Below are 14033 nucleotides of genomic sequence, written 5' to 3' on the forward strand. Positions count from 1 at the left end.
TTTAACCCTGTTTTAAAAAATTGTTAATTTCTTCATCCCTACCGAATGTTTTTATGTATTTCTCAATTGCGTTTTTGTCTTTAGAGTGTTTAATATAATTCAAGTATGCGCTTTTAATCATACTTGTTATTCTGGGTTTTTTCGTTTTTATATATTCATACTCTTTTAATTCCTCTAAAGCTGATTTTATTTTGCCTTTAAACGCTTCTCTTTCAGCGTTAAGAAGTTTTTTTTGCCATTTTTCTTCATAAACTCTGTAAACCTTTAATTTTTTCAAAAAAGGATATTTTTCTGCCAGTTCAAATGCCCTGTTTTTATCTTCGTTAAACAGTCTTAAAAACTCGAGCGATACCTGTGCCTTGTTTAGAAGTTCCTTTGCTTTTAATTCATAACCTTCAATATCTTCCAATACGGTGCATATTTTTAAAACATATTTAAATTTTTCTTCCTCCAGGGCTTTAACAGCTATATTGTAAAGTTTTTCACCGTATTCGATTACCGATTTATATTCTTTGGTATCTTTAAGCTCCGGATGTTCTTTTATTATTGCAAAGAATCCTTTAAAATCTTTATTGGCTATTTTTTCTTTTAACAGTCTGAAAAGACCGGCTTCTTTAAGCAGCAGATTAATGAGTTTCAGTTTCTGAGGAACGGGAATAAAATCTATTAGTATTTCTTTCGCTTCCGACACTCTACCTTCTGATGCAAGCTGCTTTGCCTTTTCGAACCTTTCTTCCCACTCTTTTTCAGCAAGCATGTAATATTTCGTATTTTTTAACATTTCAAACTGATTTGCAAGCTGATAAAACAGTGCAAAATTTCTGTTTTCAAACGCTTTTACAAATTTTAGTATGTTTTCATAATGAGTAATTATTTTATTTATTTCTTCTCTTTTTTGAAGTACGGCACTAAAAGGCTTCAACAGCTCAAGGGCTTTTTGTTTCATACCTTCTTCATAATATTTCATAGCTTTTTTAATAGTTGCTATATACAGTTTTTCAAGTTTTTCATATGCTTTGGTTTTCTTCAAAAAAGGATTTAAAGCTATCATTTCATATGCTTTTTTATAATTTTCGGATAAAACGGTGTCTAAAAGCTCTTTTTCGTCGGTTAAACATACTTCTTCGAGAATATTTCTCGAAACCAGATACATTCTGTCTTTATATACAACAATTTTTTGAGAATCGGTTTCAAAAAAAGAATCATTGACAAGGACTTCGTTTTTCAAATCATATAAAACAACCTTTGAATCGGTAAGAACAAAAATATAATTATCATAAAGCGCAAAATCTCTGAACTTTTTATATAAATCAACTCTGTCGGTATCGTCACAGGTATCCCTGTCCCATTTTATAACGTCAGAAAACTCCGAAGCGCTTATCAGATAATTTTTATTTTCGATTTTCAGAGCTTTTTTAAGATGTAAAAATCTGACAGTTTTGCGTAAAGACGAACTGTCGACAAACAAAACGGCTTTATCATAGCCCGTTGCGTAAATTTTATCTTCTCCGAACGCAATATCGCTTATAAAATCTTTATGCTTTGCTATTTTAGACACCATTTTTAAAAGTTCAATAGAATAAAGATAAATTTTACCGTCTATTCCTCCGCTTGCAAAATAATTTTGTCCTATTTCAACAGATAAAACGTCTCCTTTATGCCATTCGAATTTACCGAGAAGTTTTTTTTCTTTTATGTTCCAAAAGGTAAGAGGATATCCGCTTACGGAAAGCAAAAGATAATTAAACTCCTCATCACACGAAACTGTATTCTCTTCGGGTCTGTTTTCGGGAAGCTTTATTTTAAATCCGTTAATAAGTTTAAATGAAGAGTCGTAAACGTAAACCCTGTTTTCCTTATCGACTATCAAAGCTCCGTTATTGTTAATTTTAATATAAGAAATTGTGCTTTTAAATTCTTTAACTTTTTTTCTTTCCATTTTCCATCTTTAAAAATTTTTCAACCTTAGGCGCCACTACATACACACAATAAGGCTGTTCCGGATTTTTCTGGAAATAATTCTGATGATATTCTTCCGCAGGATAAAATTTGTCAAGTTTTTTAATTTCCGTTATAGGATTTATTCCTTCGGATCTTAACTCTTTTGTTTTTTTCAAAGCTTTTTGTTTTTGTTCATCGTTTAAATACAGAATAACCGAACGGTACTGTGTACCGACATCGTTTCCCTGGCGGTTTAACTGGGTAGGATCGTGTATGTTAAAAAATATATCTAAAAGGTATTCGTAATCAACTTTATTTTCATCATAATCTATTTCAACAACTTCCGCATGCCCGGTAACACCGGTACAGACTTGTTCATAGTTTGGATCAGGACGTCTGCCGCCCGCATATCCGGCTGTTACATTTCTAATGCCTTCTACCTGTCTGAAAACTGCGTCAAGACACCAGAAACATCCTCCTCCTAGTACTGCTTTAGCCATTTTCAGCCCTGATTTTTTCCGCTATGCTTTGAGCATCTACTTTTAAAAGTTTTTCCACTTCTTCAACATTTCCGTGCGGAATAAATTCATCAGGGTATTCAAAACTTTCTATTTTAACATTTATATTTTCCGCATTTGCAAAATCGCTAAGCATTTCAGCAATTCCGCCCTCTTTTGAGTTATCGCTGATTACATACCATCTGTCTGCTTTTAAAGATTTTAGAAGATCTTTGTCAAACGGTTTTACAAATCTTAAATCCAGCACTCCGCTCTTTAATCCATGCTGTTTGAGAATTTCATGAACCCTGTATGCTTTTCCGACTCCGTTACCGTATGATATCAGCATAATTTTGTCGTTATCAATTAAAATTTCACCTTTTCCGAGTTCAAAATCAGAAGCTTTGAAAACATCATCTTTTAATAAAAAAGCGCCTCTTGGATATCTGAACGCGCAAGGCCCGGAATCAAAACCGTATGCAAATTCCACAGCTTTTTTAAGTGTTTCAAAATCCCTAGGCGCAAAAAGCGTAATATTAGGCAGGATTCTTAAAAATCCGATATCAAAAACACCCTGATGAGTCTCTCCGTCCGCACCGACTATTCCGGCTCTGTCAATTGCAAATCTTACAGGATAGTTATCAAGACACACATCATGTATTATCTGGTCATATCCCCTTTGTAAAAAAGTCGAATATATCGCTACAAAAGGTTTAAACCCTTCTTTTGCCAAAGGCGCCATTGACGTTACCGCATGCTGTTCTGCTATACCAACATCCCAAAAACGCTCAGGAAATTCTTTCATCAGATCTTTCATTCCGGTGCCGCTTGGCATAGCGGCTGTTACTCCGACGACTTTCTGATCTTTTCTAGCTATTTCAAGAAGTTTATTAGAATACACTTTTGTTGCGGAAAGAGAAGATTTTTTAAGAGGCTCTCCCGTTTCCAAATCAAAAGGCCCTACTCCGTGCCAGTGTTCATAATATCCTTCCGCCTGCTTATAACCTTTACCCTTAACGGTTTTTGCGTGTACTATTACCGGTTTTTTAAGACTTTTTGCGACTTGAAGTGTTTCAATAACCTCTTCTAAATTATGCCCGTCAATCGGCCCGATATATTCAAGTCCCATTTCTTCAAAAAAAACTCCGTGAACGCTAAACATCTCTTCTACTTTTTTAGCCATGTATTTAACGTCTTTCGGTGCAGAATCCAAAAATTTTTTAAATTTTTCTTTAAAGCCCTGATACAGTTTTCCGGCTTTCAGCCTTGTTAAATATTTACTTAAAGCCCCGATAGGTTTGCCTATGCTCATTTCATTGTCGTTAAGAATTATAACTACGGGATATTTTCTAAAACCAAGCTCGTTTAAAGCCTCATAAACCATACCGGCGCTCATTGCACCGTCCCCGATTAACACTACAGGAGTTCTGTTTTCTCCTTTTAATTTAATAGCTTTAGCGGCGCCGACCGCCACGGATATTGACGTAGAAGAATGGCCCGCACTGAAATAATCATATCTGCTTTCACTAGGTCTGGTATAACCGCTGATTCCTCCAAACTGTCTGAGCGTATCAAAACTTTCCCATCTGTCTGTTAAAAGTTTATGAGCATACGCCTGGTGAGACACATCAAATATAAAAGGATCTTTTTCTGCATCAAAAACATAATGCATCCCTATAATAAGTTCCACGGCCCCTAGCGTAGAGCTTAAATGCCCTCCTTTTTTAGAAACAACTTCAAGAATTCTTGCCCTGATTTTTTGTGCCGTCTCTTCTAATTCCGGAATACTTTTATGCTTTACATCTATCATTCATTACCTTCCAATACTGCTTCTTTTATTGCTTTAAATCTTTGTAAAATCTGAGCGTCAATATTTCCTATATCGCTTAAAATCACAACACCGCCTTCTTTTACGGCGTCGTCTTCGATTATTTCCACATTTTGTAAATCCTGTTCTTTTAAATATTTTGCATCTTTAGGATTTACTTTTATTTTTATTTTAGTAGCATCTTTAATGTCTTCCATTAAAGCTTTTGCAAGATTATATGCAATTTCTTTGGAATTTTCGCTAACTTCTTTTTGAATAACCTCTTTTGCTATATCAAGTGCTACCGAAATTAACTCTTTTTCAATTGAAAGAATTTTTTCTTCAAACACTTCATTTATTTTATCTACTTTTTTTACCGAATCCTGAAGAAGTTTTATTTTTTCTTCAATTTCTTTAGACACTTCGGAAGATGCGTCTTCTTTACCTTTTTTATATCCTTCTTCAAAAGCCTTTTTTTTCTCCGATTCTATCTGCTGTTTACACTCATTAAGCTGCTTTTCAAAATTAGTCTGAATGTTTACGATATTATTGCTGAGCTCTTCTATTTTTTGAAGAAGTTTTTCAATCACTTCGTTGTTGTTATTTTGTGTGTTTTGTTCATTATTATGTATATTTGTCTGCTGTGTCTGATTTTCATTTAGAGAATTATGCATGTTTTTTTCTTTATTCTCATCGTTATCATCAAAACTTTTAAACGTATACTGGTTTATTATGTGTCTTTCCACTGCTTCGCCGTTTACTATTCTACTCAATTACTTCTTCCTCCGCTCCAACTGATACTTTACCTTCTTCGGCAAGTTTTTGTACTATTTCTACGATACTTCTTTGAGCTGCTTCAACATCTTTGACCTTTACAGGACCTAAAAACTGCATCTCTTCCTCAAATGCCGCAGCGGCACGTTGAGACATATTTGCAAGAAATTTTTCTTTAAGCTCTTCAGGAGCGCCTTTTAAGGCAATCATTAACTGATTTTTATCAGCTTCTTTTAATATTTCACGAATTGCGTTATTGTCAAGTTTAAGAATATCTTCAAACGTAAACATTTTTTCTTTAATCTCTTCGGCAAGTTCGTTGTTAACCTGTTCGATAAATTTAAGCGTTGATTTTGCTGCTTTTTGTCCAAGTCTGTTAAATATTTCCGCAACGAATCTGACTCCTCCGATTTCAACTTTATAACCGGTCAAAGCTTCTAGTTTTGTTTCAAGAATTGCACTTACTTTTTTAATCACCTGAGGAGAAATATCTCCTAAATTACTCATTCTAATAAGAACTTCCGCCCTTATTTCATCAGGAAAATAGCTCAAAGTTTCCGCGGCACTGGTAGGATCCATATGCGCAAGTATAAGTGCAATAGTCTGAGGATGTTCGTTAACTATAAAGTCCGCAAGCTGCTGTGGTTTTACTTTTTGTAAAAAACCGAAAGTCTGTTCGCTTTGAAGCGATTTAGCAAGTTTATCTAGAACTTTTTTAGCTTCTTCAGGTCCGAGAGCCTTATAAAGAATTTCTTTAGCATACTCTATACCTCCGCTTGAAATATACTGATTAGACTGAAAAATAACATAAAACTCTTCTAAAACCGCTGCAGCTATGGCTTTGTCTATTGCTTTTGCCGTTGCAATATATTTGGATATTTCAGTAATAGCATTAACATCCATATAAGAAAACAGCTGAGCTGTTAAATCCTCCCCTAACTGAATAAGCAAAATCGCAATTTTTTCAGGCATTGACAATTCGTCAAGAATAGCCTGCTGCTGTGCCGAAAGTGCCATCATAAATCCTTATACTTCATGCGTTTCTTCTTTAATTAAATTTTCTAATACTTTTGCAACTTCTTCGGTTTTTTCTTCCGCCATTTTAACAATTCTGTCTAATAAAACCTCATATTTAAGCTCTTCTTCATTAACATCGCTAGAAATACCAAGCTGCTGTTCAACTTTTTCTTTTAACTCTTTTATTTTATCATAAGTTGATTCAACTTCTTCCTCATTAACTTCAATTTCATGTTGAACATATTCCGGTTCTTCTTCAACTTTAACTTCCAGCATTTTTTGTGTAAAAGGAGTAATAACCTTTTTATAAAACACAAAAAGAACCAAAATCAAAAACAGATATTTCAACACACCGCTAAACGGTCCTAAATACATTTCTACTGTCTGCATAATCTGCCCTACTTTCGATGTCGGAGCATTGCCGTTTGAAGCCCCGTGAAACTGGAAACTGCTTACACTTACGCTGTCTCCTCTTTTCGGATCGTAACCTATAGTATTTTTAACCAAATTTTCTATATTTGCAATTTCCAGCTTTGAGAGAGGAACAAATTCTTTTTTTCCGTCTTTTGTAACTTTGTAATGTCCGTCTACTACAACAGCAGCGGTTATTCTTTTGATTTTTGCAAGAGGCTCTTTCACATCTTTAATAGTAGTTGATATTTCATAATTGGTAGTTGTTTCGGATTTAGTGTATTTATCTTTCACGTTTTGATTTTTAGTCCCCTGCACCGGTCCGATATTACTTACCGCACCTGGTACACCTCCTACCTGTTTAGGTTTATATCCTATTCTGCTTTCTTCCAGTGTCTGCTCGCTTCTTACGACATTGTCGGGAGAATAAATCGTAGATTTTGATTTCACCTGGGAAAAATCAATATCCAGATTAACTTTTGCGACCACTTTATTTCTTCCTCCGACCACAGGTGCCAAAATCGATACGATATTGTCTTCTAAAGCTTTTTCCATTCTTTTTTTATACGCTATTTCAGCTTTTAACAGTTCATTATTCTGTGTCAGTTCGTCATTTTCTCCTAAAAGATTTCCGTACTGGTCTATTATTTTTACGTTTTCAGGTTTTAATTTAGGAACTGCCGCAGCAACAAGATATTTTATTCCCTGAATCTGTTTTGGAGTAAGTATCATATTAGGTTTAAGTTTAATAACTACCGAAGCGGTTGGAGGAGTCTGGTTTTCTACAAATACACTTTCTTTAGGAAGGGCAATATTAACAGTCGCTTCTTCTACCGCATCCAAAGATTCGATAGTTCTGCCAAGCTCACCTTCAAGAGCTCTTAGATATTTTATTTTCTGTTCAAAATCAGTAATTCCGAAACTGTTTTTGTCAAAAAGCTCAAATCCCACTTTAGAGCTTTTTGGAAGTCCCTGTGCGGCAACATCAATTCTTACTTTCTGTACTACATTTTTAGGAACTTCAATAACTCCGTCTTCGGGTATTTCATAAGGTATCTGTTTTTTTTCAAGGTATTGTACAATTAATGCAGCGTCTTTGGAAGAAAGATTATCAAAAAGTATCGCATAACCTGTTTTGATTTTAGAAGAGCTTGTATTAAACACTATCAAGAAGGAAATAATTGCTACTAACGCGACAATTGAGGCAATAATTACAATTTTCTGTCTTTTGTTTAATTTTTTTGTAAATGCTATTATTTGCCTAAAAAGTTCTTCAAAATTCAACTAATCATACCTTTTAATGTATTTAATAATTTATCGTTTTGTTCAGGCGTACCTATAGTAATTCTCAAGGCTTCAAATCCGTAACTGGCCATATTTCTTACAATTATACCTTTTTTTAATAAATTTTCAGCAATTTGTGTCGAATTTTTAATATATAAAACAATGAAATTTGTATAACTGTCTATATATTTTAAATTATTTTCTTTTGCAAAACTGACATATTTTTCCATCTCTTCAAAGTTTTTTATTATAGAGTTTTTAACAAATTCTTCATCTTTTAATGCTTCTATCGCAGCCGCCAGACTTAGGGTTGTTATATTAAAAGGAGGTCTCAATTTATGAAGATTTTCTATTATATACTCATTCGCAATGCCGTATCCTACTCTCATCCCGCCGAGTCCGTATGCTTTGGAAAACGTCCCTGTATATAAAACGTTTTTGTATTTAAGTATATCTTCAGGTTTGATTTCTTTATTTTTATCTTTATGAGCGGCAAATTCCTGATATGCCCCGTCCACAACAACTAAAGTGTTTTCATCAATTTTTTCTATAAAATCAAACACTTCTTTTGCATCAACACATTCTCCCAAAGGGTTGTTAGGCACGCAAAGAAAAATTATTTCCGGTTTTTGTTCTTTATATATTTCATAAAACTCTTCCAGATTATGAGTCACAGATTCTGTTTTTAAAATCTGCGCTCCAACCTGTTTAGAATATATTTCATACATTGCAAACGTGATACCCGCCATTAAAACCTTTTTAGGGGAGATAGCATGAACGGCGAATTCTAAAATCTGATCGCTTCCGGCACCTATAATAATATTAGACGCAGATATGTTAAATTTTGAACTCAGTCCTTCTTTTAACTCAAAAAAACTGTCATCAGGATATCTGTGCATTTCCGAAGCCAGATTTTTTACTTTTTCAATTGCTTTGGGAGGAGGACCGTAAGGATTTTCATTGCTTGCCAGTTTAATTATATCTTTAGGTTCTATTCCAAATTCCCTTACTACCAGCTCTATCGGCTTTCCGGCTTCGTATGTTTTTAAATCTTTCAGTTTTTCAAACATTAAATCTCCTTAAATTTCACTAAATTCATTATAAATTTCTAACAGTCCCTTAAATAACTGCCGAGCCATATCATTTCTTCGCTGTCAATCAGGTCTGTTACGCTTGTATCATCAATATGACCTTCAAAATCAATATAAAACCATGTATTAAAAGTATCGTCTTTATTCGGTCTGCTTTCTATTTTTAAAAGATTGATTTCCCTGTCTTTAAATTTTTTAAGAAGTTCGAAAAGAGCCCCTGATTTATGAGATGTTTTTGCAATTACACTTGTTTTGTCGTTTCCGCTTTTTTGGGTTTTAAAATCGCTGATAACAATAAAGCGCGTTCTGTTAGCCATATTGTCTTCAATTTTTTCAAAAAGCAACGGCACATTATAAAGTTTTGCTGCGATTTTCGAGCATATTGCACCGCTTTGTTTATCTTCTGCAGCCATTTGAGCAGCTTTTGCAGTAGATTCGGTAGGAATAAACTCTATATCCAAAAGTCCGTGGGTTTCGAGAAAATTCAGACACTGGTTATAACCCTGCGGATGGGAATAGATTCTTTTTATATTTTTTAAATCATCCTGACATGATGCAAATGAATGATGTATATCCATACATATTTCGGAAACTATTTTAACGTTATATTTTTTTAAAGAATCCAGAGTTATTCCTACAACGCCTTCAGTATTGTTTTCTATAGGAACTACTCCGTATTTGGCTTCTTTGTTAGACACCGCTTTAAATACAGCCTCGATATTCAAAAGAGGAAGATATTTTGCATTAGCTCCGAATCTGCTTTCAGCCGCCTGATGCGTATATGTTCCTACCGGTCCTAAAAAAGCTATTCTTTCTTTTCTTTCAAGAGTTCTGCTGATTGCAAAAATTTCAAGAAAAATGGCTTCTATTTCATCATATCCTAGTATTCCGCCCTCTTTTTTGCTAAGTTCTGTAAGTCTTTGAATTATTTCTTTTTCTCTTTCCGGTCTGTAAACAGGAGCGTTGCTTGTGTTTTTAAGTTCCCCTACTTTTTTTACGATTTCCATTCTTTTATTTAACAGTCTGATAATTTCATTATCTATAGAATCTATCTGATTTCTGAGTTGCAGTAGTTTATCTTCCATTCTTTCTCCAATTTTCCAGTAAGAGTTTTAAATTTTTATATATGAAATCCGGTTTTTGATTTATCTCTTTTTCACTTTTAATTTTTCCGCTTAGAACCAATACCGTTTTCATCCCCAGTTGTTTAGCAGGTATCAAATCCCCTTTTAAATCATCGCTAATAATGGTAATTTTATCATAATTTAGGCCTAAATACGATTTAGCCCTGTCAAAAAACTCCCTGCTGGGTTTACCTACGGTTACATAATCCGTGTCGGCAGCATATTTAAGCATTTCAAGTATAGCGCCAAGCCCTGGATATCGTTTGGAATTGTAAGAATACAAAGATGTACGGTGCATACCTATTAATTCCGAACCGTTTAACAGTTTTTCAATTATACCGCTGATTGTTTCGTTGTCATAAAGTTTAATCCCAAGTACAATGGCATCAGGATTTTTATAATCAATATTAAAGCTGTTTTTCATGATTTTTACAAATTTTTCCTGTCCGTAAGGAGCGATTGTTTTATTCTGAATATATTCCCCTGCAACCATTAAAGGGTCGATATAATATTCAAATTCAAATCCTAAATTCTTTAAATAACTGATAAACTCCTCAGAAGGCTTTTTTGTATTGTTTGTAATTAAAACGAAAGGTGTTTTTTTACTGTTTAAATATTTTAAAAATTCTCTGCTTCCGGGAAGAGGAAGAAAGTTTTTATCGTCTATCAGCGTCCCCTGAACATCAATAAAAAATCCTTCCATTCCCCCTCCTGTATCAGAGATAATCTATTTCACAGGCAATCAAATCCTCAAAAGTTTCCCTTCTTCTGATAATTCTGTCTTTTCCGTTTTCCACTGCAACTTCTGCGGCTCTCGGACGCGTATTGTAATTGCTGCTCATTGTAAAACCGTACGCACCGGCGCTGTAAATAACTACAAGGTCTCCAGGATTAGTGCTCGGAATCTCTATATCTTTAGCAAAGAAATCCCCGCTTTCACAAATCGGACCTACCAGATTTGCCCTGCTTAGCTCTCCGTCTTTTTCGCTTAACACTTCTATTTTATGATACGCATTATACAGCGAAGGCCTTATTAAATCATTCATAGCTCCGTCTACTATAACAAACCTTTTATCTCCGTTGACTTTTTCATATAAAACCTTTGTTAAAAACCAGCCGCCGTTTCCTACAAGAAATCTTCCCGGTTCACAGACAATCGTAAGATCAAGTCCGCTAAGTGTTGATAAAATAGCCTGGGCGTAATCGTAAGGCTTGATTGTCGTTTCGTCTTTATATTTAATGCCAAGCCCTCCGCCAACATCAAAAAATTTAATATCGATATTTACAGCTTTAAGACTTCTTACCAGATCGGCCACAATCTGGCTTGCTTCTTTAATCGGTTCAAGTTCTGTAAGCTGACTACCTATATGAAAATGTATTCCGACCGGATTTAAAGATCTTGAATTCTTAGCGAAAAGATACATTTTTTTTGCCGTATCCAAATCAACTCCGAATTTATTTTCATGCAGCCCTGTAGAAATATAAGGATGTGTTTTAGGATCTATATTCGGATTTACCCTTATTGAAATTCTTGCAACGACACCGAGTTTTCCCGCAATTTCTTCCACTCTTTGCAGTTCTGCTTCACTTTCTACGTTAATTATTAAAATATCAAGTTTTAAAGCTTCTTCAATCTCATCGTCTCTTTTTCCGACTCCGCTGAATATAATTTTATATTTATCCACACCTGCTAAAAGAGCTCTTTTTACTTCTCCGATACTCACACAGTCCGCACCGCTTCCGAGTGATGCAAACTTTTTAATAACGCTTAAATTCGAATTTGCTTTTACAGCATAAGATATGATGCTTTTTCTGCCTTTAAATGCATTTTTAAGCTCATTAAACTGATTTTCAAAATGATTAAAATCATACACATAAAGAGGCGTATCGTATTTATTAGCTAGTTCTTTAAAATTCATTATTTCTCCTTATATAATAAAAATATTCCGTAACTAAACAGTACCGCAAAAGGAATCACCAAAACATAAGGCGACAATACTCCCTGTTTTGCAAATTTATATATCATAAGCTGAATTCCCCATGTAAAAATAGTTAAAAAAACGGATTTTACCAAAAATAAAGAGACATTAGAAACTCTTTGATGAACGGGAGTCTTAAACATTAAAATTATCAAAAGCGAAATAAAGCTCAAAGCGGTAAAAACTTTATAAAAGACAATTGAAAGCAGTGTATTGACGTTTATGTCTTTAAAAAGTTTTATTGCAATAAACGCGTCATAAAACGAAATAGAATTAAGATTTTTTAAATTTGAAATTATTTTTGGTTTAAAATCTTTCAGAAAATAGACATTATCTACCAGATTAACAATTCTTTTATCGTTTAAATATGTGATTTTAGCCTTTTTGGCATACCAGATATCATTTTTAAACAGGGCTTTTTTAGCAGAAATTATTTTGGTGACTTTTCTTCCCTTTAAATAAAAAACCTTAATATCGTCCGCCTGTTTCAAAATCGGTTCTATTTTTTTTATATATACAACTTTATCGTTATATTTAATAAAAAGATTCGTACTGCTGTATTTATTATTGTTTAATATAAAATTCGCATATTCTCTTACATATGCAAATTTTCCGCTGTCTAACACCAAAAACAGAGCAAAAACAGCAATGGCGAAAAACATAAAAGGCTTTAAAAGTTTTTTTATTGTAAAACCTAACGAATAAAAACTTACAAGCTCGTTAAATTTAATCATATAATACAGCGTAAGTATAAAAGAAAAAACCAGAGCAAGGGCATAAAACATATCAAAACTGTAAAGCATAATATAATATACATATAAGACCTGAAGGTTTGAAGAATCAGGCAGTCTGGAATAGTTCGCTATAAGATCTACAATAACGAAAAAAAACGATAATGAAAAAAGTATAAGTAAAAAATTTTTTAAATATTTTTTTAAAATAAAAATAAAAAACATCAACACTCTTTTTGAGTATATTTACTCGCCGCTTTGTTTATTTCAGTAACGGCTTTAGCTATTTTTGGAAAAAGAGATTTCATACATTCAAGCTCTTCTTCTGTAAAATTACTTAAAACATATTTTACAACTTCTTCTTTTCTTTCCGGTCTTCCGATTCCTATTCTTATTCTCCAATAATCGTTTCCTATATGCTGGTCTAAAGATTTAAGTCCGTTATGTCCGCCGTGAGAACCGCCTCTTTTAAATTTAAGAGCTCCCGTTTTTAAATCTATATCGTCATGTATGACAATAACATCTTCATTATCAATTTTATAATAATTTTTTACTAGTACCGCGCTTTCACCGCTTAAATTCATATATGTCATAGGTTTGAGTAGTAAAAAATCTGCAGATTTATAAAGTTCGCCTTTAAATGAAGAGTTTATTTTTCTGGCATTAAAATGCTCAATCAGATAATCAATACTTAAAAAACCGATGTTGTGACGGGTAAGTTTATATTTCTCTCCTGGATTTCCCAGACCGATAATGAGTTTCATACAACCTCTTTATGTAGTAGTTAAAGAAAGAAACGGCAAAAGCCGTTTAAATTATTTAGCCTTAATTACACCTACAACCGGAATTGAAGGGTTTAAGTAACATTCAACACCTTCAGGCATTTCAATGTCTCTGATAAGAATATTGTCACCCACATCAAGATTGCTGATATCTAATTCGAAGAAATCAGGCAGATTCTCAGGTGCGGCTTTAACTTTAATTCTTCTTCTGTGATAAATTAATACACCTTTGTTTTTAAGACCGATTGGCGTACCTTTAACTTTAATCGGAACATGGTAATATGATTTTACACCGTCTTGAGCCATTAATAGGTCAACATGTAAAATTTCGCCTGTTACAGGGTTTTTTTGATATTCCTGAACAACAACTTTTACTTCTTTATCCCCTACTTTTACAGGGAACACCAAATGTTCTTTGTTTCTTAAGTATTTAATGAAGTCACCTGTTTTGAATGCAGCATTTATGTTTTCCTGACCTTTACCATAAATGTTAGCAATCAGATAACCATCCCTTCTAAGCTTTTTAGTTTCAGCTTTTGAGGTACTCTCTCTGATAATTCCTTCAAGCATATTTTCTCCTTAATTTTTTTAGAAC

General features: G+C 33.7%; 13 protein-coding genes. All 13 read right to left on the reverse strand.

Features of this window, described 5'->3' with window-relative positions; genetic code table 11:
- Window position 1 precedes the first annotated feature (1 nt).
- Genes C3L23_RS05595 through C3L23_RS05655 form a run of 13 tightly spaced genes read right to left on the reverse strand, consistent with a single transcriptional unit; the run spans window position 2 to window position 14008 of the window.
- Window positions 2–1939: a WD40 repeat domain-containing protein gene (locus C3L23_RS05595; protein ID WP_127680681.1), complete on the reverse strand. Its 1938-nt coding sequence runs from the start codon at window positions 1937–1939 to the stop codon at window positions 2–4.
- Window positions 1920–2441, reverse strand: coding sequence for a peptide-methionine (S)-S-oxide reductase MsrA (msrA, locus tag C3L23_RS05600; RefSeq protein ID WP_127680683.1), 522 nt, complete (start codon window positions 2439–2441; stop codon window positions 1920–1922). The genes C3L23_RS05595 and msrA overlap by 20 nt, the downstream gene beginning before the upstream one ends.
- Window positions 2434–4248: a 1-deoxy-D-xylulose-5-phosphate synthase gene (gene dxs, locus C3L23_RS05605; protein ID WP_127680685.1), complete on the reverse strand. Its 1815-nt coding sequence runs from the start codon at window positions 4246–4248 to the stop codon at window positions 2434–2436. Before dxs ends, msrA begins: the two co-directional genes overlap by 8 nt.
- On the reverse strand, window positions 4245–5018 hold the full coding sequence (fliH, locus tag C3L23_RS05610; protein WP_127680687.1) for a flagellar assembly protein FliH: 774 nt from the start codon (window positions 5016–5018) through the stop codon (window positions 4245–4247). Before fliH ends, dxs begins: the two co-directional genes overlap by 4 nt.
- Complete coding sequence (gene fliG / locus C3L23_RS05615) at window positions 5011–6036, reverse strand: flagellar motor switch protein FliG (protein ID WP_210402403.1); 1026 nt, start codon at window positions 6034–6036, stop codon at window positions 5011–5013. Before fliG ends, fliH begins: the two co-directional genes overlap by 8 nt.
- Before the next feature lie 9 nt (window positions 6037–6045).
- Complete coding sequence (fliF, locus tag C3L23_RS05620) at window positions 6046–7731, reverse strand: flagellar basal-body MS-ring/collar protein FliF (protein ID WP_127680691.1); 1686 nt, start codon at window positions 7729–7731, stop codon at window positions 6046–6048.
- Entirely contained in the window at window positions 7728–8801 is a 1074-nt protein-coding gene (hisC, locus tag C3L23_RS05625) for a histidinol-phosphate transaminase (protein ID WP_127680693.1), read from the reverse strand. The genes fliF and hisC overlap by 4 nt, the downstream gene beginning before the upstream one ends.
- Before the next feature lie 38 nt (window positions 8802–8839).
- Window positions 8840–9907: a prephenate dehydratase gene (pheA, locus tag C3L23_RS05630; protein ID WP_127680695.1), complete on the reverse strand. Its 1068-nt coding sequence runs from the start codon at window positions 9905–9907 to the stop codon at window positions 8840–8842.
- Window positions 9897–10649: an HAD-IIA family hydrolase gene (locus tag C3L23_RS05635; protein WP_127680697.1), complete on the reverse strand. Its 753-nt coding sequence runs from the start codon at window positions 10647–10649 to the stop codon at window positions 9897–9899. The genes pheA and C3L23_RS05635 overlap by 11 nt, the downstream gene beginning before the upstream one ends.
- A 13-nt stretch (window positions 10650–10662) precedes the next feature.
- Window positions 10663–11865 (reverse strand): diaminopimelate decarboxylase, encoded by a 1203-nt coding sequence (gene lysA / locus C3L23_RS05640; RefSeq protein WP_127680699.1) that lies wholly within the window; start codon window positions 11863–11865, stop codon window positions 10663–10665.
- Window positions 11865–12881: an LptF/LptG family permease gene (locus tag C3L23_RS05645; RefSeq protein WP_127680701.1), complete on the reverse strand. Its 1017-nt coding sequence runs from the start codon at window positions 12879–12881 to the stop codon at window positions 11865–11867. The genes lysA and C3L23_RS05645 overlap by 1 nt, the downstream gene beginning before the upstream one ends.
- Window positions 12881–13420 carry an aminoacyl-tRNA hydrolase gene (gene pth / locus C3L23_RS05650; protein ID WP_127680703.1) on the reverse strand — a complete coding sequence of 180 codons (540 nt, stop codon included), beginning with the start codon at window positions 13418–13420 and terminating at the stop codon, window positions 12881–12883. The genes C3L23_RS05645 and pth overlap by 1 nt, the downstream gene beginning before the upstream one ends.
- 51 nt (window positions 13421–13471) lie before the next feature.
- Complete coding sequence (locus tag C3L23_RS05655) at window positions 13472–14008, reverse strand: 50S ribosomal protein L25/general stress protein Ctc (protein ID WP_127680705.1); 537 nt, start codon at window positions 14006–14008, stop codon at window positions 13472–13474.
- Between the last annotated feature and the right edge of the window lie 25 nt (window positions 14009–14033).

The sequence above is a fragment of the Nautilia sp. PV-1 genome (genome assembly GCF_004006315.1).
GTDB classification, from domain to species: Bacteria; Campylobacterota; Campylobacteria; order Campylobacterales; family Nautiliaceae; genus Nautilia; species Nautilia profundicola_A.

What these genes read in the sequence shown, in the direction of transcription:
- hisC (WP_127680693.1), bottom strand. Translation starts at nt 8,801, where the DNA reads ATGTTTGAAAAACTGAAAGATTTAAAAACATACGAAGCCGGAAAGCCG.
- pth (WP_127680703.1), bottom strand. Translation starts at nt 13,420, where the DNA reads ATGAAACTCATTATCGGTCTGGGAAATCCAGGAGAGAAATATAAACTT.
- msrA (WP_127680683.1), bottom strand. Translation starts at nt 2,441, where the DNA reads ATGGCTAAAGCAGTACTAGGAGGAGGATGTTTCTGGTGTCTTGACGCA.
- C3L23_RS05635 (WP_127680697.1), bottom strand. Translation starts at nt 10,649, where the DNA reads ATGGAAGGATTTTTTATTGATGTTCAGGGGACGCTGATAGACGATAAA.
- C3L23_RS05655 (WP_127680705.1), bottom strand. Translation starts at nt 14,008, where the DNA reads ATGCTTGAAGGAATTATCAGAGAGAGTACCTCAAAAGCTGAAACTAAA.
- lysA (WP_127680699.1), bottom strand. Translation starts at nt 11,865, where the DNA reads ATGAATTTTAAAGAACTAGCTAATAAATACGATACGCCTCTTTATGTG.
- C3L23_RS05595 (WP_127680681.1), bottom strand. Translation starts at nt 1,939, where the DNA reads ATGGAAAGAAAAAAAGTTAAAGAATTTAAAAGCACAATTTCTTATATT.
- dxs (WP_127680685.1), bottom strand. Translation starts at nt 4,248, where the DNA reads ATGATAGATGTAAAGCATAAAAGTATTCCGGAATTAGAAGAGACGGCA.
- C3L23_RS05645 (WP_127680701.1), bottom strand. Translation starts at nt 12,881, where the DNA reads ATGTTTTTTATTTTTATTTTAAAAAAATATTTAAAAAATTTTTTACTT.
- fliG (WP_210402403.1), bottom strand. Translation starts at nt 6,036, where the DNA reads ATGGCACTTTCGGCACAGCAGCAGGCTATTCTTGACGAATTGTCAATG.
- pheA (WP_127680695.1), bottom strand. Translation starts at nt 9,907, where the DNA reads ATGGAAGATAAACTACTGCAACTCAGAAATCAGATAGATTCTATAGAT.